Origin of the sequence: Siphonobacter sp. BAB-5385 (assembly GCF_002261125.1) — a bacterium.
Classification (GTDB): Bacteria; Bacteroidota; Bacteroidia; order Cytophagales; family Spirosomataceae; genus Siphonobacter.
Genome location: NZ_NMPS01000176.1, coordinates 31,449 through 52,699, shown reverse-complemented (window position 1 = coordinate 52,699; position 21,251 = coordinate 31,449). Strand labels below are relative to the sequence as shown.

The 21,251-nt window shown below is 48.4% G+C and carries 16 protein-coding genes and 1 pseudogene; 9 read left to right on the top strand and 8 right to left on the bottom strand.

The window, feature by feature from the left end; translation table 11 throughout:
• Nucleotides 1-612: 612 nt before the first annotated feature.
• On the bottom strand, nucleotides 613-1,620 hold the full coding sequence (locus BWI93_RS17575; RefSeq protein ID WP_094813612.1) for a hypothetical protein: 1,008 nt from the start codon (nucleotides 1,618-1,620) through the stop codon (nucleotides 613-615).
• A 128-nt stretch (nucleotides 1,621-1,748) separates the two neighbouring features.
• Nucleotides 1,749-3,881, bottom strand: coding sequence for a DNA helicase RecQ (gene recQ / locus BWI93_RS17570; protein WP_094813610.1), 2,133 nt, complete (start codon nucleotides 3,879-3,881; stop codon nucleotides 1,749-1,751).
• A gap of 302 nt (nucleotides 3,882-4,183) precedes the next feature.
• On the opposite strand from recQ, the gene BWI93_RS17565 reads away from it, so the two are divergent.
• The 3 genes from BWI93_RS17565 to BWI93_RS17555 all read left to right on the top strand — a co-directional run bounded on the left by BWI93_RS17565 (nucleotide 4,184) and on the right by BWI93_RS17555 (nucleotide 6,513).
• Nucleotides 4,184-4,879 carry a response regulator transcription factor gene (locus BWI93_RS17565; RefSeq protein ID WP_094813608.1) on the top strand — a complete coding sequence of 232 codons (696 nt, stop codon included), beginning with the start codon at nucleotides 4,184-4,186 and terminating at the stop codon, nucleotides 4,877-4,879.
• Between the two features lie 109 nt (nucleotides 4,880-4,988).
• Nucleotides 4,989-6,041: a cell wall metabolism sensor histidine kinase WalK gene (locus BWI93_RS17560; protein ID WP_094813606.1), complete on the top strand. Its 1,053-nt coding sequence runs from the start codon at nucleotides 4,989-4,991 to the stop codon at nucleotides 6,039-6,041.
• A 79-nt stretch (nucleotides 6,042-6,120) separates the two neighbouring features.
• Complete coding sequence (locus BWI93_RS17555) at nucleotides 6,121-6,513, top strand: hypothetical protein (RefSeq protein ID WP_094813604.1); 393 nt, start codon at nucleotides 6,121-6,123, stop codon at nucleotides 6,511-6,513.
• A gap of 138 nt (nucleotides 6,514-6,651) precedes the next feature.
• Here the strand turns inward: BWI93_RS17555 and BWI93_RS17550 are convergent, their stop codons facing one another.
• The 4 genes from BWI93_RS17550 to BWI93_RS17535 form a co-directional block, all read right to left on the bottom strand.
• Nucleotides 6,652-7,602: an energy transducer TonB gene (locus BWI93_RS17550; protein ID WP_176454261.1), complete on the bottom strand. Its 951-nt coding sequence runs from the start codon at nucleotides 7,600-7,602 to the stop codon at nucleotides 6,652-6,654.
• A 161-nt stretch (nucleotides 7,603-7,763) separates the two neighbouring features.
• Nucleotides 7,764-8,717, bottom strand: coding sequence for a toxin-antitoxin system YwqK family antitoxin (locus tag BWI93_RS17545; RefSeq protein WP_094813600.1), 954 nt, complete (start codon nucleotides 8,715-8,717; stop codon nucleotides 7,764-7,766).
• 102 nt (nucleotides 8,718-8,819) lie between these two features.
• Nucleotides 8,820-9,155 carry a translation initiation factor gene (locus tag BWI93_RS17540; RefSeq protein WP_094813598.1) on the bottom strand — a complete coding sequence of 112 codons (336 nt, stop codon included), beginning with the start codon at nucleotides 9,153-9,155 and terminating at the stop codon, nucleotides 8,820-8,822.
• A 119-nt stretch (nucleotides 9,156-9,274) separates the two neighbouring features.
• Entirely contained in the window at nucleotides 9,275-10,903 is a 1,629-nt protein-coding gene (locus BWI93_RS17535) for an ABC-F family ATP-binding cassette domain-containing protein (protein WP_094813596.1), read from the bottom strand.
• A 202-nt stretch (nucleotides 10,904-11,105) separates the two neighbouring features.
• On the opposite strand from BWI93_RS17535, the gene BWI93_RS17530 reads away from it, so the two are divergent.
• The 3 genes and pseudogenes from BWI93_RS17530 (at nucleotide 11,106) to BWI93_RS17520 (ending at nucleotide 14,150) form a co-directional block, all read left to right on the top strand.
• Nucleotides 11,106-11,579, top strand: a complete 474-nt coding sequence (locus BWI93_RS17530) for an NUDIX hydrolase (protein ID WP_094813594.1) — start codon at nucleotides 11,106-11,108, stop codon at nucleotides 11,577-11,579.
• Nucleotides 11,580-11,726: 147 nt separating this feature from the next.
• A pseudogene (locus BWI93_RS17525) lies at nucleotides 11,727-13,162 on the top strand (ATP-dependent RecD-like DNA helicase).
• A 193-nt stretch (nucleotides 13,163-13,355) separates the two neighbouring features.
• On the top strand, nucleotides 13,356-14,150 hold the full coding sequence (locus BWI93_RS17520; RefSeq protein WP_094813592.1) for an O-methyltransferase: 795 nt from the start codon (nucleotides 13,356-13,358) through the stop codon (nucleotides 14,148-14,150).
• 68 nt (nucleotides 14,151-14,218) lie between these two features.
• Here BWI93_RS17520 and BWI93_RS17515 read toward each other — a convergent pair whose 3' ends face one another.
• Nucleotides 14,219-14,737 carry a MarR family winged helix-turn-helix transcriptional regulator gene (locus BWI93_RS17515; RefSeq protein ID WP_158242677.1) on the bottom strand — a complete coding sequence of 173 codons (519 nt, stop codon included), beginning with the start codon at nucleotides 14,735-14,737 and terminating at the stop codon, nucleotides 14,219-14,221.
• Nucleotides 14,738-15,191: 454 nt separating this feature from the next.
• Here BWI93_RS17515 and BWI93_RS17510 point away from each other — a divergent pair, with 454 nt between their 5' ends.
• The 3 genes from BWI93_RS17510 to BWI93_RS17500 all read left to right on the top strand — a co-directional run bounded on the left by BWI93_RS17510 (nucleotide 15,192) and on the right by BWI93_RS17500 (nucleotide 19,273).
• A complete protein-coding gene (locus BWI93_RS17510; protein WP_094813588.1) occupies nucleotides 15,192-16,235 on the top strand; it encodes an HlyD family secretion protein in 1,044 nt (347 codons plus the stop codon).
• Nucleotides 16,236-16,328: 93 nt separating this feature from the next.
• Entirely contained in the window at nucleotides 16,329-17,885 is a 1,557-nt protein-coding gene (locus BWI93_RS17505) for a DHA2 family efflux MFS transporter permease subunit (RefSeq protein ID WP_094813586.1), read from the top strand.
• Nucleotides 17,886-17,971: 86 nt separating this feature from the next.
• On the top strand, nucleotides 17,972-19,273 hold the full coding sequence (locus BWI93_RS17500) for a TolC family protein (protein ID WP_094813584.1): 1,302 nt from the start codon (nucleotides 17,972-17,974) through the stop codon (nucleotides 19,271-19,273).
• 524 nt (nucleotides 19,274-19,797) lie between these two features.
• On the opposite strand, the gene ald is transcribed toward BWI93_RS17500, so the two are convergent.
• Nucleotides 19,798-20,928, bottom strand: coding sequence for an alanine dehydrogenase (gene ald / locus BWI93_RS17495; protein ID WP_094813582.1), 1,131 nt, complete (start codon nucleotides 20,926-20,928; stop codon nucleotides 19,798-19,800).
• Nucleotides 20,929-21,251: the final 323 nt, after the last annotated feature.

Genomic DNA, 21,251 nt, shown 5'->3' with positions numbered 1-21,251 from the left:
ATGGCCCCCATGGAATGGCCCCCATGGAATGGTAAGCGGCTTGAAATTCCGGCATGGAATGCGATAGGACGGGGTTTGGTTTTATACCGTCCCTGTAGTTATCCGGCTATACTTTAACAACTAGCAACGAATAACCATCAACAAACAACTACTATACCCAGTCTGGGTGAATAGCGAAACTCAAAAAGGTAAAGCTTTTGATAGGATATGGTCCACTATCGAATGGGGTAAAGTCTCCAACCAGCCTAAACTCGGTCTGTTCAGCGACGTAAGTAAACAATCCTTTCTCCTGACTGCTTATAAACCTTCCTGTCAAGCAGCCAGTACCGGAAAAAACAGGAAGTGTATACTTACCTCATTTTTACAAAAAACCGACGGCATCGTTGACATTGATAGTAACGAATCGGCATGAAAAAGAATAGATAGCGAAAGGCCACAGGTCGCTGACGACGCTCGATGGACGTAGACTGGCAATAGGGGCATTGCCTCTGGAAAGTGATGGGAAACATGGTGAGATAAAGCGTTGGCGGATAGAGTGTAAAGCTATTAAAAAGCCGGAAACGTTTGTTTCCGGCTCAGCATATTTTCCCGTGATCTTTAATTAATTATCTTTTAATAAGTATTGGCCCACTCTAACACCTCAGGAGTACGCCCACTACTGGAAAGAATACCCAAACGAAGCTCACTCCCCAAGCCTTCGCTAGCGAGTGGAGCTACCTTGAAAACTGCCGCCCGGCGTCCCAGGGTTTGTTTGAGAGCCTGGATAATATTGCGAATTTCGTGCGTATTCAGGGCCTGAAGCGGATCATACTGTACGACGAGCAAAATACGCTGGGCTTCGTGCGGCAACGTACGCTGATTTCCAAACGTTTGCTTGATTTTTGCCACACTGGCTTCTAATCGCTGCTGACTGCCCTTAATCGATAATTGCGTGTAAAAGGCCAGACCGCTTGCTTCCAGTACCGTTTTCAGTTCCTGAATGTCCGAATCCGGAGTTTCGGAAGGTTTCAGAATATCCGGAACGATGCGAGCCGTCTGGCAAAGTAACTCATCGGCGGCGGCGTAAAACTCAGCGATACTCAGATCATCATTCAGATTCTCAGCAAGTTTATCCAGAGAAAAAGCCACCACTGAATCGCAGGACTGCGTGAGTTGCTTCAGACCCCGCTCGGCCATCTGCATCGTTTCGTACCCTTCGGAAGCAAAGGGCATCATCACACACGCTACCACCAATAGTCCTCGCTGCCGGGCCATTTCGGCAATGACCGGAGCCGCTCCAGCCACCGTACCATCCCCCAACCCACCTACCAGAATGACAATTTTTGTTTCTGGATTGAGCACGGAGCTAATGACTGCCTGCTGGTCCAGGGTCCACTGTCGGGCTTGCTCAGCCGTAAGTCCTAGTCCCAGATCCCGCATTCCGAGCGGAATGGCCTGTGGAAAGGTCACTAACTGCGTAAAGTCCGTGTGACAGGGAATCAGGTGTAAACCTGTATACGCCTGGTCGGCCATTTTTTTGAGGACCGAACAACCGGCCCCACCAATACCAATCATTTTCACGCCGTAGCAATTTGACACCGTTGGTAAGGCATCTTGCGAGGATAAAACCGTTTCTTCCACAACAGGTATAAGGCTTAGCTTTGGCGTAAATTACCGCAATTTTTTGAACAATTACTAGGCCGTTCGCGGGGGTAATCCATGTTCTTGCCGCCAGGCCTCCACGTCCATCCGTATCCCTTCGCCCGCAATCAAAAACGCCAGCCGTAGTTGCCAGGCTGATAGGTCTCCCCAAAACTTTCCAGCAAGGGTGCAATCGGAGCGTTTTCGGCAACGGGGATGTCCAGTTGCCGGGCCGCTTCCAGAATGGCCTCTCGCGTAGCTTCCGGCAGCAGTCGTTCGTAGGCAATGTCCTCTCCGTCCGTTTTCAGTTTGTGTAAGTGGCTCAGAATGGTCGTGGGCGTTAGGTTTCGTTCGGTAGCAATCCGTTCAATATCGTACCCTTGCTGGTAGAGTTGCAGCGTCTGTACGTAGGTCAGACCCTTGGCCATCTTCACGCCAGACTGATTATTTTCCTGGACAAAGGCCAGAATTTCATTGATGAATACATCCCCGAATTGCCGGTTTTTCTGCTCGCCTACGCCCGAAACCTGCAGGAACTGAGCATGATTGATCGGCCGTTTCTGAGCCATATCCGAAAGCGTAGCATCGCTGAATACCTGAAAAGGCGGAATCCCCAGGGAGTCGGCGAGTTGTTTTCGTAAAAGTCGTAACCGTTCGAACATGGCATCGCGAACCACCTCTCGTTTGCTTTTTGGAGCCTGTACGTTTTCTTCTTCCGCCCGGGCTCTTCGTTCTTCCAGGGGAATGAATTTCACTACGGATACGTTTTTGCCTTCCCGCAGTACCTGCTGACTGACCGCATTGAGTTTGAAGGCGTGTCCTTCATCGTAGGCAATGTCCATAATGCCCGAATTGAGCAGTTGACTGATGTACTCAGCCCATTCTTCGTACCGCAGCTCATGCCCTGCCCCAAACGTTTTTAGCTGATCGTAGCCGTGCCGAATGATATTCTGGTTTCGGCTACCCCGCAGGATGTCAATGAGGGTACCCATGGCTACTTTCTGCTGGGTACGGGCAATTGCCGAGAGTACTTTCTGAGCCATGACCGTCCCATCGATTTTGGTACGCGGATTGCGGCAGACGTCGCAGTTCCCGCAGTCTTTTTCTACCGTTTCATTGAAATAGCTAATGAGAATACGTCGTCGGCAGATATCCGCCTGAGCGTACTGCTTCATGCGGTCAAGCTTGGCAATGAGCAGATCTTTCTGGTCCTGGGATAGCTCCGATTTCAGAATCATGTCCGTTTGCTGGGATACGTCCTGGTAACTGTAAAAAAGTACCGTATCGGCGGGTAAGCCGTCCCGCCCGGCCCGACCGATCTCCTGATAAAAGCTTTCGACGTTTTTGGGCAAATTGTAGTGCATGACCCAGCGAACATTCGATTTATCGATCCCCATACCAAAAGCAATGGTGGCTACGATGATCTGAATGTCGTCCCGGAGAAACTCCGCCTGCGTATGGTTTCGGTACAGAGCATCACAACCGGCGTGGTAATGGCGGGCGTTGAAGCCCATGTACTGCAGATTGGCCGCTACGCTTTCGGTGGTTTTTCGACTGAGGCAGTAAATGATTCCCGGCTGGCCGGGATGGGCATTCAGAAAATCCACCATCTGCTCCATGCGTTTCCGCCCCGGCAGTACGGTGAGATTGAGATTGGGACGATCAAAACTGGCCAGAAAGGTACGAGCCTGCGGAATGGCGAGTTGTTGAAGAATATCCTTCCGGGTCACATTATCCGCCGTGGCCGTCAGTGCAATGATGGGTACGCGGGGGAAATGTTCTTTCAGTCGGTGCAGTTGCGTGTACTCGGGCCGGAAATCATGCCCCCAGAACGAGATACAGTGGGATTCGTCTACGGCAAACAGACTGATCTTCTGCCCCTTTAACCAATCCAGAAAGTTTCCCGAAAAAAGCCGTTCGGGTGAAATATAGAGAAGCTTCAGCTCGCCCAGTTTGATTTTCCAGATGACGGATTCCTGCTCGGACTGATTTAACGTAGAATTCAGAAAAGCGGCGGGTACCCCATTGGCTTTCAAACCCTGTACCTGATCCTGCATCAGGGCAATGAGCGGTGAAATTACCAGCGTTAATCCATCCAATACCAAAGCCGGCACCTGATAACAAACCGATTTCCCGCCCCCGGTGGGCATGAGTACCAGAGCATCTTTTCCGGCTAAAACGGTATCGATCACCTCCGCCTGCAAGGGCCGAAAGACATCGTACCCGAAATATTGTTTAAGAACTTGTTCCTTTGTAAGCATTCGTAATTCTTTTTACCAGAAATAATCAGACAGCATTCTGATTATCAACAGGTTTATTCATCAATAGAGCATACCTGTTGCACGGTTTAAGTTACACCATTTATGGGACTTTTCAAAGATATTTCTTCCCGGCCATCGACCTCACACCATTCCCTAAAAACTATACCGAACGGCCGTATTAAGTTTTTGTGAACTTTCTGTGTCTGAATTGTTAATCTTTACTTCCAGAAGCGGCACAGCAAGCCAACATTTCCTGTCAACCGTAAATTCACGTACTTTTGTATAAAGCAACAGACACCCCCATGAGCACTACGCCCGCCTACAAAATTTTACTGGTGGACGATGATCCCGACATCATTGAATTACTTCATTATAATCTTGAGAAAGAGGGGTACGACATCGAGTCGGCTTCGGATGGCCGCAAAGCCGTTGAAATAGCCCGGACGTTCGCTCCGGATCTCGTATTGCTCGACATTATGATGCCCCAGCAGGACGGCATTGAAACGGCTCGCCAACTACGGGAGTTACCCGAGCTGAAAGGTAGTTACATTCTTTTCCTGACGGCCCGTTCGGAAGAGTACTCCGAAATTGCCGCTTTTGAAATTGGAGCCGACGATTACATCACCAAACCCATCAAGCCCCGGGCTTTGATGAGCCGTATCAAGGCTCTGTTTCGCCGGGAAGCCCAGAAAACCGATCCAGGTGACCGGATCGAGACGGCGGGACTGTCGATCAACCGCCAGAATTACACCGTCACGGGCGGTTTTGGTTCGGTCGTACTGCCTAAAAAGGAATTTGAATTACTGTTTTTCCTGGCCCAGCACCCCGACAAAGTATTCAATCGCGAAGAACTCCTCCAGCGAATCTGGGGAGCGGATATCTACGTACTCGAACGTACCGTCGACGTTCACATTCGGAAGCTTCGCGAAAAAATTGGCGAAACCTATATCAAAACGCTCAAAGGCGTAGGGTATATGTTTAATGGCGAAGGAGAATAAGGATAGTTATCCGTTTGCTGTTTTCAGTTGACAATTGAATATCACTCAGCCTTTGCCGAGCACCGATTACAACTGAAAACAGTAGACGGACAACTGAGAACTCGTACCCATGTCCCCTTTAAATCCCAAAGTAATTTCTGTTATTCTGGCCCTGTTGATTTCGGCCATTACGAGTGGTTTTCTCTGGTTCGTGCCGGGTACGCCCGGTGGTACCATCTTCATTGCGGGAGCCACTACCTTCTTCGCGACGCTCATCCTGGTTTTCTACGTACTGGATTACCTGATTTTCGAAGAAATCAATAAAATCTACGATACCATTCAGCGGCTGAAGCTGAAAGATTTTAACCTCTCCCGTAAAAAAATTACCAAGAGCGTCAACCCCCTGAAGAAACTCAACAACGAGATTTTCGTATACGTTGCCAAAAAGCAGCGGGAAATTGATGAGCTCCGACGCATGGAGCAGTTTCGGCGGGAGTTTCTGGCCGATATTTCGCACGAACTCAAAACCCCCATCTTCGCCGCTCAGGGCTTCATTCATACCCTCATTGACGGAGCCAAGGACGACGAACGGGTACGGGATAAATTTCTGCAAAAAGCCGCAAAAAGCCTCGATGGCCTCGACGCTCTGGTGGCTGACCTACTCACCCTCTCGCAAATTGAAGCGGGCGAAATCAAGATGCACCGCGAGCGGGTGGATCTGGTAAAAGTTACCCACGAAGTCATTGAACAGCTGGAACCCCGGGCCAATCAGCGGGAAATTAAAGTAAAGCTTCATACCCCGCAGGATCAGATCTTTGTGAAAGCCGATGCCTATCGCATTTCCCAGGCTCTCACTAACCTCATCGACAATGCCATTAAATACGGTCGCGACGGTGGGAAGGTGAATGTGACGTTTACGGAGGATAAGAAAGACTGGGAAATTGAAGTGAAAGACGACGGTCCGGGCATTCCTCCCGAGCACCTCAACCGGATTTTCGAACGCTTTTATCGGGTGGAAAAGTCCCGTTCGAAAGAAAAAGGTGGTACAGGCCTGGGATTGGCCATTGTCAAACACATTGTCAACGCCCACAAATCCAAGATTACGGTCATGAGTCGCGTGGACAAGGGTACGACCTTTAGCTTCAAGCTGGATAAAATTGAAGAGAAACTGGCCGGATTTTAAGCACGCACGGAATACCCGAACCTTCATTTTTTGCGGGTGGTATTGATTTTTCATAACGGCTAGGTAAACACACACTGCTATGAAAACAGAAACCCTTCAAAATGTCGCCCGTATTGGTTTAGGAAGTATGCTGGTTTTTGCCGGCGTCAGTCACCTGACTTTCGCCCGAAAAGAGTTTCAGGCTCAGGTTCCTGACTTTGTACCTTTGGAAAAAGATGATACGGTGGTCTACTCGGGATTAGCCGAAATCGCTCTGGGTGCCAGCCTGATTTTAGCCGGAGAAAAACGCAAGGAAGCCATTGGCAAAATCGCGGCTTCGTTCTTCGCGGCCGTTTTTCCCGGTAATATTTCCCAATACACCAACGAACGCGACGCCTTTGGTTTGAATACCGATAAAAAACGATTTACCCGACTGTTTTTCCAGCCTGTACTCATGTACTGGGCTCTCAAGAGTACGGAAAAGAGCAAGTGATTTTGCTTAAAAACCAAACCGGCTGTACCGATGGGTACAGCGGTCTGGTTTTTAAACGGTTCGGGCTACCTGGCCTCAACTATCAGTAGTAATCTTATTTTTCTCTTCAGTAGCTAATACGGTCGCCTTTACCAACAATTAAATCAACTTGAAAGGAATCGGAATGGTGAACCGATTCGCTACGGCTTTCCCCCGCTTCGTCGCTGGTTTCCACTTGCCTTTACTAAGCTGGATGACCCGTATGGCTTCTTTGGTCAGAACGGGGTCGGGCGAAGAACTGACCCGAATATCCTGTGGTACGCCCTGCGTATCGATCAAAAAATTCAGGATGACCGTACCCTGGCTTTCTGCCCGCTGAGCCGCTGCTGGGTAGCGAACCGAGGAGGCAATGAAATTCACAACTCCCTCTGCATCAAAACCAATGGGCGTTTCCAGAGCCGTATATGGATAGGTTTTCCCCTGGGCATCGAAACTGCGGCCTTCCTGTAATACGCCTGCAACATAGGTTTCTTCGTAGGCTTTAATTCCATTTTCCTGATAACCTACCCATACGGAATCTTTCAAGCCTTCGTGATAGGAGCCTACTTCCTGCACTCTTCCCTGCGGATCATACAGGCTCACGGTTCCGTGGCCCTGCGTTACCAGCATCTGGCCCGTACTATCCGCGTAAGTAGTTAGAAGATAACGCAAGGGGGCTTCGTAAGGTCGGGGATTTTTTGACCATACGCCCATTTCCTGAAGTTTCCCATTGGGATAGTACGTTCGCCAGATGCCCATCGGCTGATTTCTGAAATACCGACCTTCGCGATGCTTTTGTTGATTCGGATAGAAAGTCGTATACCGATCATGTCTTTCCAGCATGGGCGTAATTCGGATCGCAAACCCTTCCGCCCGTCGTACGCCCGCTTTATCATATTCCGTGTATTGATACAGGGTATCGCCCTGTACGGTTAGGTCGAGATAAAAACGGGCGGAATCAGGAGTACTCGTAGCCACTTGCGTATCCAGGTAATAAATCCGGGTGACGTTTTGAGCGAAAAGGAAGGGAGTAAGGAAAGCGATTAAGGCGGTCAGGAGGTATTTCATCATCTTCATTTATTGGATGCTTTTAACGCAGGACTTTTCTAGTGGTAATTCATCTAACGTTATCTGGAAGTAGATCCGTTCATTCTTTTGGTGTACTGTAACTTCTCGTGAGTAACACGATGCTAAGTACCAACAAAATACTAAACAAACGCAGCTAAATGGCTTTAAAGTCGAACAGGAATATGAAGTTGGGTACTTGTGCATTGGCCGCGATGTTTAGAAGCCTGCCACTTGCCATTCATTCGATTCATAATTCGAATGATTTCTTCCCTTACATAGCGATCACGCAAAGAAGGAACCTGCACTTCCGTAATGTTTCCTTTCGTATTAACAACGCATGATACTAAGATTTCTCCCCTAAAACTACGGGTCCGGATCGTCAAAGATTTAGTAAAGGCCCGGCGTAGAAATGCTTCCAGCGTTTTTTCCTTCCCCGTAAATACGGCGACTTCATCCAGCTTCTTATAGCGATACGGCTGAGCCAGAGCATCGTAGCTAATGCCTTGTGTTAGTACACCTTTTTCGTAGATTTCATTGTAAAAAATAATCGATTGCTCACTGGGATATCCCTCCCATACGCCATCCTTTAACCCATTGAGGTATACGCCTTCTTCAATCAATTCCTCCGCTTCATTCCATCGGCTACACGGCCCGGTACCTTTTTCAACCACTAGCTTACCTTTGGTATCGAAATAGCTTTCAATTTGATAGCTCGTAGCATACCTACCCTTTTCGTCTACCGAATTGCTGTCTTTTACCCAGTAACCTACTTCCTCCAGTTTGTGGTCTGAATAATATTTTTTTTGTAAACCTTCTGGTTGACCGTTTTTGTATTCCGTTTCTTCTCTGATGGTTTGATTGGTATCGTAAACAATGTACTTGCCTTCTCGTATTAGGGGAATAATTAAGTGGGTATCTCCCTCGCATTCTTTCATTCCATTCATGGCGTATTGAACGAAATGAAACACCTTATGATCCTTTATGGAATAATCCCTGAAAAACTGGGCAATATCGGGGTTTAACGTTTCCTCGCCATTTTCCTTAAAATAATGTCGTTCAAACGATTGAGCCTGTAAAGCATGGATTGCTAGTAGAAAAAAGAATAAATAGTACTTCATCCAAATTGGTTTTAATCACAATAATAAAAAAAACGGCTAGTATGAACTAGCCGTTTTTTCTCAGATAAATGAAAAATAATTTATTTTCAGAACGCCCAAATCTTACCCTACTTTCTTCGCCTTATATCCTTTTTCAATCAACCACTTTAATACCTTATCCCGCTGATCGCCCTGCACTAAAATTTCACCGTCTTTGGCCGAGCCTCCTACGCCACAAAGCGTTTTCAATTTCTTGCCTAGATCCGCTAAGTCGTCTTCCGTACCGATGAATCCAGTAATCAAAGTAACCTGCTTCCCACCGCGTTGTTTCTTATCCAGTTGTACCTTCAGATTCTGCTGGGCAGGGTGCAAAGTGTCCACTTCGGACGGCTCGTCGTTCTGGTATTGAAAATCCGGATCGGTGGAATACACCACACCCGTATAGTTTTTCTTAGCCATGCTGGTTTGGTTGTTGGTTAGTAGTTGTTAGTTGATGGTTATCTGATCCTTATTTACCAAATATCCTGACGTAGAATCTGGTTAACGAACCATCTAGCAACTAACAACTACTAACTGCATTATACTTTCTCTCCGTACAATTCTTCCCGTTGCTCCTTAATACGGTTATCGGTCAGGTAATCGTCGAAGGTCATGAGTTTATCCAGGCAACCTTTAGGCGTTAATTCCACAATACGATTCGCAACCGTCTGCGTCAACTGGTGGTCATGGCTGGCAAACAACATCACGCTGGGGAAATCCTCCATGCCTTTGTTCAAAGCCTGAATGGATTCCAGGTCCAAGTGGTTGGTCGGCTCGTCCAGCAGCAGTACGTTGGCTCCTGAAAGCATCATTTTCGAGAACATACAGCGTTGTTTCTCTCCCCCGGATAATACCGTACACCGTTTCAAAGCTTCTTCGCCCGAGAACAACATCCGGCCCAGGAAGCTCCGAATAAAGGTTTCATCCTTTTCAGCGGAGTACTGACGCAGCCAGTCTACCAGATTCAGACTGGCATCCGAAAAATATTTGCTGTTGTCGTTCGGCAGGTAGCTCTGCGTCGTCGTTACGCCCCACTTGAAAGTACCCGTCGTTGGTTGGCGTTCGCCCATTAAAATGTCAAACAGAGCAGATACGGCCAGACCATCTTTGCTCAGGAAAGCAATTTTCTGATCGTTCATCACGCTGAACGTCAGGTTTTTGAACAGTACCGTACCATCTTCCAGTACGTAGCTCAGGTTTTCTACATTCAGTACCTGATCGCCAATTTCACGTTCGGGTTTGAAACCAATGTAGGGATAGCGACGGCTGGAGGGTTTAATTTCATCCACCTGAAGCTTGTCCAGCATTTTCTGACGGGCGGTCGCCTGCTTCGATTTAGCCACGTTGGCCGAGAAACGGCGGATAAACTCTTCAAGCTCTTTCCGTTTTTCGTCGGCTTTCTTGTTCTGATCCGCTTTCTGACGGGCCGCCAGCTGACTTGATTCGTACCAGAAAGTATAGTTACCACCGTAAATCTGAATCTTGGCAAAGTCAAGGTCAGCAATGTACGTACAAACGTTATCCAGGAAGTGACGGTCGTGGCTGACCACAATTACCGTATTCTTGAAACTCATCAAAAAGTCTTCGAGCCAAAGGATGGAATCAATGTCCAGGTTGTTGGTAGGCTCATCCAGCAACAGAATATCGGGGTTACCAAACAGGGCCTGAGCTAACAGTACCTTCACTTTTTCGGAAGGGTTCATGTCAGCCATCAGCGTGTAGTGGCTTTCTTCCTTGATACCCAAACCCGAAAGCAGCGAAGCCGCGTCGGATTCGGCTTCCCAACCGTTCATTTCAGCAAACTCGGCTTCCAGATCAGCGGCCCGGTTACCATCTTCTTCGGTGAAATCAGCCTTCGCGTAGATGGCGTCTTTCTCCTGCATTACTTTATAAAGCTTGTCGTTCCCCATGATGACCGTGTTCAGTACGGTTTCGTTATCATAGGCATTCTGGTTCTGGTTCAGAAAGGACATCCGCTCGCCCGGATCGAGCGATACTGAACCCGTAGTGGGTTCAATTTCACCGGAAAGAATTTTAACGAAAGTAGACTTACCGGCTCCGTTGGCTCCAATGAGGCCGTATACGTTGCCCGGTACAAATTTTAAGTTAACGTCTTCAAAAAGAACCCGCTTCCCAAAGCGGAGCGAAATATTACTTACGGATAGCATTCGTATATCTGGTTTTCTAGTTGCAAAGGTACGGATTTTCAGGCGTTTTTCGGGCAGAAAATGGATTTACTACCGTTCGCCAAACCGCATTTTTATTGATTTTTAAAACGTTTTCGGGCTTACCAGGGTACCCCCTAAAATCTAGGTGTTGTCACTTTTGTACCCAGCAAACGTATATATTGCCCGAAAAGACGATCTTACGATGAGTACCGAAGTTTTAGAGAAATTTGGAGGGTACGTACGGGTACGGGTCTGTGGTATTGCCGTGGAGGACGACCGAATCTTACTCATTCGCCATAAAGCCCTGTTTGAAGATGGCCCTTTCTGGGCTCCACCGGGCGGTAGTCTGGAGTTTGGCGAATCCATCCCTCAGGCTCTGGTACGGGAATTCAACGAAGAAACGCAGCTTCAGGTTCGCGTGGGCGAGCTTTTGTACGTCAATGAGTTCATTCGCTCCCCTTTACATACGCTGGAAGTCTTTTTCCGGGTGTTTATTGAATCCGGTCAGTTGCAGTTGGGCCACGACCCCGAATTTCAGCAGCAGATCATGGAAGAAGCCGCCTGGCTTTCCTGGGAAGAACTTCAGGCCCTCCCCGATGCTCAGGTGCATTCCGTCTTTCGAAAGTATACGCAGCTATCGGATTTGTTACGACCAGGTGGTTACGGATTACAGTAACGGAACTTCACTATTTGCCCGAAAATGACGATCTTTACGTAGTAATTTTTTGTTTCTGAAAACCATACGTCAGCCCCAAGGTGAGGCGTTGGTACGCAGGAGACGCATCGTTGAACGACCGTACGCGGCTCGTTTACTACTCGTTATTTGATTGTGAATACATCCGATACGCCCACCCCCGCGTTTCTGTTACGACAGAAATTTCCCTTTCAGCCCACGAAAGGTCAGCTGGAGCTATTCAATCACATGGAGAAATTTCTTTCCAATGATGATGCTCAGACTTTTTTGCTGAAAGGATACGCCGGTACGGGGAAAACTACGCTCATTAGTACGCTGGTCAAAAGTCTGCCCAAACTGGGTTTCCGCACGGTACTGCTGGCTCCAACCGGACGAGCGGCCAAAGTGATGGCGACCTACTCCCGGAAAAAAGCCATGACGATTCATAAAAAAATCTATCGTCAGGTTGCCAATAAGTTTACCGGAGCCCTGGAATTTCGCCGCCAGAATAACTACCATACCAATACGGTTTTCATCGTGGATGAGGCTTCCATGATTCCCGATGAAGCGGATTTTGGCGGAATGAATGGCCTGCTTACCGACCTGATCGAATACGCCTTTGGGAACGAGGAAGGCGGACCCAATAAACTGCTGTTCGTGGGGGATCTGGCCCAGTTGCCGCCCGTCGGTAAAGACGACAGTCCGGCTCTGGATGCCAAGTACTTGCGGGACAATTTTCACATGGACGTCATGGAAGTAGAAATGACCGACGTCATGCGGCAGGACAACGATTCGGGCATCCTGGCGAATGCCACGCGATTACGCGAAATTCTCTGGGACAAAATTCCGGAGATCCGACTCAGTACCCGTGGCTTCCGCGATTGCTTCCGCATGACGGGTGAAAAACTCGAAGACGGCATCAATTACGCCTACCGCAAATACGGCGAGGAAAACACCATTGTCATTACCCGTTCGAACAAAACGGCCGTAGCTACAATCGTTACATTCGGACTCGCATCAAATACCAGGAAGACGAAATCTCGACGGGCGACCGTCTGATGGTCGTCCGCAATAACTATACGGCACTCGATGAGGATTCGCCCGCGGGCTTTCTGGCGAACGGCGATTTTGTGGAAGTGCTGAAAATTCGTGGGTACGAAGAACAGTACGGCATTCGCTTTGCCAACTGCTTGTTACAACTTTCGGACTATCCCGATCAGCCGCCCTTCGACGCAAAAATTACGCTCAATACCCTCGACAGTGCTTCGCCCTCGCTAACCCGCGAAGAAAGTAAAGCTCTGTACGACGGCGTCGCGGCGGATTACGAACACATCGCCTCTAAACGCGAGCGTATGCAGGAAATCCGGAAAGATCCGTATTTAAATGCCTTGCAGGTGAAATTCGCGTATGCCCTCACCTGTCATAAATCGCAGGGTGGGCAATGGAGTGCGGTTTTCATTGATCAGGGCTATCTGACCCTTGAACAGGTCAATCAGGAATTTGTGCGATGGCTATATACCGCTATGACCCGGGCCAGTCTGGAGGTATTTCTGGTCAACTTCCACGGTGATTTTTTCGAATCCTAACATCGGCCGGTACACATGTACCGGCTTTTTTTATGCCTTGTGTTTCATTGTTTTAGAATCAGGATTTGTGTGATTAAATCCTTTCCGTATTTTAGACACCTGATCAATCTATAAGGAACTAATCGTAGTACAACCGCCAGCTTTCATTGATTTTCAGTTTTAGTAAGAATCCAAGACCTCTACTTTGAAATTCATGAATACAGCTTTGTTTACTTTGTATCTGGGAGTATTTAAACGCATCGCCCGCACGGCTGCCCTTAGCCCTTTTGACGCCCAGGAACGCCATCGACTCGGCGAGCTGTATGCTCTGTATAGTCCACCCGCTCCCAGCTCAGACCTGCCCGAAGACCCTTATAAACTGCCGAAAACGGATATTTTGGAACTGGCTCACCTGGACAAAAATCTTCTCCTCGAAGGGGTGAACGAATGCGGTTTCGGACACGTGACTGAATTTGAGGTAAAGGTGATCAGTCAGTTAGTTAATCAGTTACAGCCCCGACGGATTTTCGAAATCGGTACCTTTCAGGGGAGAACTACGTTAAATATGGCCCTGAATAGCCCGGCGGACGCCCAAATCGTGACGCTGGATTTACCGCCTTCGGAACTGAGCCAGACGCAGATGCAGATTGAAAAAACGGAGGAGATGTACGTGAAGAAAGCCGAATCCGGCGAACGCTTCAAAGGGCATCCGTTAGCATCCAAGATTACCCAGGTCTTCGGCGACTCCGCTACGTACGATTATTCCCCCTACCATCATCAGATGGATCTGGTTTTCATTGATGGCTCACACGCTTACGAGTACGTGCTGAGTGATACGGAAAACGCTCTGCGGCTGGTTCGCAAGGGCGGCACCATTCTCTGGCACGACTATACCAACTGGGAAGGCGTTCGGCGGGCTCTCAATGACTATTATCAGTCCGGAAATCCAGTGTTCCGAAACCTTCGGCACATTGGCGGTACGAGCATTGCCGTACTGACCGTTTCCTGATCCGTACTTCATAAAAAAAGCGGCTCTTCGAAGGAGGAGCCGCTTTCGTATTCGACAAAGCTTGAGGGTTATTTCTTCTTCGTGGATTGCAGCGGATAGTTAGCCGTTTTCTGCTGTAACATATCCAGCCACTGAGTACGCCGGCCTTCCGAGGCTTCCGTCAGTTCTTCTTTGAGTTTATTTTCGTGATAATCCGCCAGATCCAGCAGAATGTCCTTGAGTTGTTCGAGGCGTTCCGTACCGAGGATTTCTTCAAATTTCTGATCTACGACTTTCGTACAGTACTGCCATTCCAGGGTAAACCGAGCCCCTTTATTGGTAATCTTCACGAGTACCGAGCGGGCATCATCGGGATGTTTCTCGGTTTCCACGTACCCCTGCTCCTGCAGTTCCTTCACGATTTTGCTCACGGCCTGCTTGGTAATGCCCAAACTCGCCGCCAGTTCATTAATCGTAGAGCCATCCACCTGAATATGTACCATCAGCACCAGATGACTGAGCCGATACGACTCGTAACCTGCTTCTGCCAGTTTCTGACTTGATACGTCTACTACAATCCGAAAGGCCCGGCTCAGGAGTCGGCCCATAATCCGGTTTCGCTGAACTTTAAACGCTTCAAGCTTTTTTCTTAGTTCCTTATCCATCATTCTCGTCGTCCAAGAAAGAAGTCGAAGTGTTCTTCTCCCCTCCCTTTTCCATTTTAACGTAAATTTAATACAAATTAAAAAAGTACAACATCTCGCCCATACATTTCAATTTGTTTTTAGTAGTCTAACGCATAAAATAGTCAAAACATTATCCACAAAATACTAAAAACCAATAACTTAACCCTAAATCTCTGTGAATTATTCTAAAATAATTCGGGTTATCGTATTGATTAAGTGACTATCTCCATGCAAAAATAGTTATAAAAAAATAATAGTCAACTAACTTGACTTTTTTAGTCAACTAAGTTTACATTTGCATCGTCAATTTAGTTGACTAACTCCAAACGACACGGGTCCGCATCCCATTTGATCACCACTAATAAATAATTGAATCATGGCTACGCCAGAACAATCTTCATTCCGTAAAATGTTACCCCGGATTATCCTGCTTGTTGTGCTAGGTGTGGGAGCATGGTTCGGATTTTCCGCTTACCAGCACGCCCAAACGCACGAAGAAACCGACAACGCCCAGATCGAAAGTTACATGGTGCCGGTACTACCCCGTATTGCCGGATACGTGAAAACGGTGGCCGTTAATGACTACGACAAAGTAGAAAAAGGTCAGTTGCTGATGGAAATCGACGACGCTGAATATCAGCTGCAACTGGCTGAAATGGAAGCGACGTATCGGCAAATGCAAACCGATGTCGAAAACGCTAAAGCCAGTCTGCGTAACGCGGAACTGACCATCAAAGCTCAGGAGTCGAACCTGAAAGCAACGGCCCTGCGTCGCGATAAGGCCAAATCGGATGCCGAACGCGATGCCCGTTTGCTGGCCGATAAAGCCATCACCCGGAAGCAGTCGGACGACAGCCGCAACAACTCCGAAGTACTGGAACAACAATACGTAGCTGGTCAGGCCGATGTACTGGCCTCCCGCTCCCGCCTGGACGTGCTGCGTTCGGCTCTGCACAAAGCGGAAGCGTCTCTGGATGTACAAAAGACGCGTATTGATCAGCAGAAACTAAAGCTGACCTATTCTAAAGTATACGCTACTTCATCGGGCCGGATTGGCCGCAAGAGCGTAGAGCCTGGCCAGTACATTCAGAATGGTCAGACGACGATGACCATTGTACAGGACAGCACGCTTTGGGTAGTTGCCAACTTCAAGGAAACGCAGGTAGAGAACTTACGCATTGGTTCAGAAGCTACAGTGACCGCGGATGCCTTCCCGAATACACCCATGAAAGGTAAAATCGTATCCTTCAGTGAAGCGACGGGTGCCAAATTCTCCCTGCTGCCCCCCGATAACGCCTCCGGTAACTTCGTGAAAGTAACGCAAAAGATTCCGGTGAAAATCGAGATTGAGAACTTACCCCAATACCGCAACCTCCTCCGGGCCGGTATGAACGTAGAAGTGAGTGTAAAAACGAAATAGTTTTCAGTTGTCGGTTTGCAGGAATCAGTTCAGACAATACCGTTGATCGCTGAACCTAAAAACCGACAACTAACAACTGCAAACTAAACACACATGGCAACCTATCCAACCGGATTTAAGCGGGCTATTATTGTGGCTACGGCCATTTCCGCTGCCATCATGGAGCTGATTGACACCACCATTGTCAACGTAGCTCTGAACCAGATGGCCGGATCGCTGGGAGCAACCATCGAGGACATTGCCTGGGTAGTGACTTCGTATGCCATTGCCAACGTTATCATCATTCCGATGACGAGCTTCCTGGCCGAGTACTTTGGCCGGAAAACCTATTACCTGGGTTCCATCATTCTCTTTACCATCGCTTCGTACTTCTGCGGTCAGTCGACGGATTTATGGGAGCTGGTATTCTGGCGGTTCATTCAGGGGGTAGGCGGTGGTGCCCTGCTTTCGACCTCGCAAGCCATTATTTTCGATGCCTTTCCGCCACAGCAACGCGGGATTGCCTCGGGTATTTTCGCCATGGGTATCATCCTGGGTCCTACGTTCGGTCCTGTACTGGGTGGGATCATCGTGGAAGATTACCACTGGGCGAATATCTTCCTGGTGAACATTCCGGTCGGTATTCTGGCCTCTATTCTGACGATCCTTTACATTGATAAAAAGGAAGGAGAAGGTCAGCATAAAGCAGATATCAAAATTGACTACGCGGGTATCCTTTTGCTCATGCTGGGCGTAGGTTCGCTCCAATTCATGCTTGAAAAAGGCGAATCCGAGGACTGGTTTGAATCCCGACTGATTGTATACACGGCCATTGCCGCGGCCGTCGGTATGATTGGGTTCATCTGGCGGGAACTGACCACGGATCACCCCGTCGTGGATCTGCGGGTGATGAAACGGGGTACCTTGGGAATTACGACTATTTTCAGTTTCGTCGCCGGGATTGGTCTGTTTACGGCCATGTTTGTCTACCCGGTGATGGTACAGCGAATCATGGGTTATACGCCCACGATGACTGGTCTTTCGCTGCTTTGGCCTACGCTGATTGGCGTATTCATGATGCCCATCGTAGGTCGGCGGCTGTCGGCGGGAGCTTCTCCCCTGCCGTTTATCATTTCGGGTATTTTGCTGATGATTGCCTTTGGATTCTATGGGGGTACATTCAACGCCGACGCCAGTCAATGGCAGTTTTTCCCGGCACACATGCTACGGGTATTAGGCATTTCGCTGTTACAGCTCCCCCTGACGAACCAGGCCGTAGCCGGTCTTTCTCCGAAAGAATACCCGAATGCCATTGCCATCAATAATATGATCCGGCAGTTGGGCGGTGCCTTTGGTGTAGCCCTCGCCAACAACTTTGTGGCGATTCAGTACGCCCAGCACCGTTCGGATCTGATGGCGAATTTGTACCCCGGCAATCCGCTGCTGACGGAACGCTTGCAGTCGATGGGCGGAGCCAGTATGCGGGCCTACCGGATGCTCGAAGCCGCCGTCGATAAACAGGCGTATCTGCTTTCGTACCTGGATACGTTCCGGATTGTCGGTTTCTTCTTCGTGCTCATCCTGCCCCTGACGGTCATTCTTCGTCAGAAAAAGAAAAAGACTCCCGAAGAAATTGCAGCAGCGGCAGCAGCCATGGCCGAAGCCCATTAAGGTGTTATCAGTTTACCGTTGTCAGTTTTCAGAATATTCGCTGAAAACTGGCAACTGAAAACTAAAACTCATTCAATTCTCCCAACATGAAATCCATATCAGTACTGGCCCTCGCGTTGCTTACGAGTTCGCTGGCCTTTGCTCAGCAGCAGCCCAACGACGAGGTGCTCAACGGATTAATTCGTCAATCCATTCAATACTACCCCCAGTTAAAACAGCAACAGCAAGCCCTTTCCCTGAGCGAAAGCCGTACGCAGATGGCCGAAGCCGCTCGTAAGCCTTCCGTGAGTGGCGACGCTTCGTATCAGTACATCTGGCCTTTGCAACGCGTAACGTTCGAAATTCCGGGTCTGGGTTCGAATGCGATTCAGTTTGCTCCGCGGAATAACTACAACGTGGGTGTTTCGGTGAGTCAGACCGTCTACGATTGGGGAAAAGATGCGGCTAACATCGACAAAGCCCGCACCGAGAGCCTACTTTCCCAGCAAAACGTTGAGTTGGCCACGCATCAGCTGGCCTATCAGGTAGCTCAGGTTTACTTTAGCATTGTGTACCTGCAGAAAGCCATTACCGTACAACGGGCCCAGGAATCACTCGTGGGTGAGACGGCTAAAGTGATCGAAAACCGGATCAAGAGTGGCGATGAAATTGATTACAATTTGGTCGCTACGAACGTTCGGTACAAAAACGTCCGGACGCGTATCGTTGATCTGCAGACGCAGCTCGATCGGCAGTTCATTCTATTGAGCTCGCTGGTGGGTAAAGATGTTCGGTCTACAGTCAACGCTGAGGCTGGCTTTTCCTGGTCTTCGCTGGTTACGCCCCAGGATTCATCGAATGTGAATAACAACTGGGATTTGCGTTTGGCCAAAACCCGTGAGTTAGTCGCTGAAAAAGACATTCAAATTGCGAAAGCAGCGAAATTACCCACTTTTTCGTTCAACGGATCGACGGGTTTCCGCAACGGTTTCCAGCCCGAAATCCAGGAGTTTCGCTTTAATGGCGGGTTAGGTTTCCGTCTGTCGGCTCCCATTTACGCGGGTGGTCGTCACCAGATTCAGGAAGACATCGCCCGCAAAAACCTTCAGTTGAGCCAGTACGGAACGGAAACGGCTTCCGTACAAATTCGTACCCAACTTGAACAGGCTCAGTCCGAATTACGTTCTACGACCGAGAAGCTACGTTTGTCAGAAACGCAGCTTCAGGAAGCTCAATACGGCCTTCAACTTGCGAATGTTCGCTTCCAGAATGGAGTCATTACCCAGCTTGAAATCCAGTCGGCACAAACCGCTCTGGAGGAGGCTGAATTCCAGCGAATTCAGTACCAATATCAGCAGGCACTGGCCCGTCTGGAATTAAATCGTCTGATTGGTACCAAAATTTGGTAATGGATTTATCCGTGGTACGAAATTTTGATCTAGTCTATGTAAACTATTTTTTTAGGAGATACGTTATATAACTGAGTCTCCCGTACAAGCCATAAATGATTAAAAGTGTCATCGTTTCGACGATCATTTCATCAAAACGGAGCACTTGAAGAAACCTAAAGTTTTTTTTACGAAGTCGAACTTTTGAAAATAACTTTAGGTTAATACTTTAGAAATGACTGAGTTAGTAAGAAGAATTAAGTTTTAATTCGACATACATATACTCGACGGATCTTCGTTTTAACTACCCCAAAGGTAGAGTCCCCACGGGGGTCGCGGAGCGAAGTTTAGTCCTCGAAAGCATTAAAAAAAAGAAAAGACAGATAGGTTGAAGGTTGAACGATGATTACCGGCCTGCTTTGCGGGCCGGTAATTTTGTTTATATACGTTTCAGTATCACCCGCCTATAAAAAAACCGCCCGAAAACATCCGGGCGGCTAGCGGTTTTATAGTTGCTGATTTGATGAATATCTTGACTGAATGATCTAAGCAACAATTACTTTACCCAGTACGTCATCTACGGGCGTCAGTGGCAATTCCCAGGCATCGGCTACTCCTTTGTATACCGTCTTGCCGTGTACCACGTTCAAGCCTTTTTTCAGCTCTTCGTTTTCGCGGCAGGCTTTCTTCCAGCCTTTATTCGCAAGTTGAATCGCGTAGGGCAAGGTTGCGTTGGTAAGAGCCAGCGTGGAGGTGTACGGTACCGCACCAGGCATGTTTGCCACGCAATAATGTACAATACCTTCCACGACAAAAGTTGGGTCTTCGTGCGTCGTTGCGTGTGAGGTTTCGAAACATCCCCCCTGATCGATGGCCACGTCCACCATTACCGTACCCGGACGCATCAGGCTGAGCATATCCCGCGTAATGAGTGAAGGAGCCTTAGCACCTGGAATCAGTACGCCACCAATGATCAGATCCGTCGTTTGAACCAACTGACGAATGTTGTATTCATTGGAGATAACCGTATCCACGTTCGCAGGCATGATGTCTTCCAGGTAACGTAAACGCGGCAGGCTAATATCTACAATGGTTACATTCGCTCCTAGTCCCGCCGCCATTTTAGCCGACTGCGTTCCTACGATACCGCCACCCAGTACGAGTACGTTGGCGGGTTTCACTCCGGCCACGCCGCCCAACAGGATACCCCGGCCACCCATGGGTTTTTCGAGATACTTGGCACCTTCCTGTACGGCCATCCGACCGGCCACTTCGCTCATAGGAACCAACAGGGGCAGGCTACGATCCGTTTTCTCAACCGTTTCGTAAGCCAGACAGATGGCACCACTTTCCAGCATGGCGTGCGTCAGTTCCTGAGAAGACGCGAAGTGGAAATACGTGAAGAGTAACTGATTGGGTTTAATGAGAGCGTATTCGGAGGCAATGGGTTCTTTTACCTTTACAATCATCTCCGCGATTTCGTATACATCCTCAATCGTCGGCAAAATGGTTGCTCCAGCGTGCACATACTCGGCATCCGTGATTCCACTGCCTAAGCCAGCCGTCGCCTGTACGTAAACGTCGTGACCACTTTTCTTGAATTCGGCCACACCCGCGGGCGTTAAAGCCACACGGTTTTCGTTGTTTTTAATTTCTTTGGGAACCCCGATAATCATAGTTTTTTGTCGTTAGTGCTGCTTGTACAATGGACGCGTCAGTGGAATGGCTGGCAGGCGTGAAACTTTTTACAAAAATCGCTATTCAGAATAGTTTTCGTTCTTAATACTATAAATAAGAAATTTGTTTTATTATTAGGTCTATTCAAAGTTCATTTTACTGTAAATAATACTCAAATGAAGCTTTCTACCGAAAAAATTTCTGTACGACTCAACCGATGCTCCACTCCGCTTGCGGTGGAGTAAGCCACACACTAATTTCGGAATCTGATCTTTTCCGTGTATAATGCATAGCTTTCAAATTTTCCTTTGCAAATACGTTC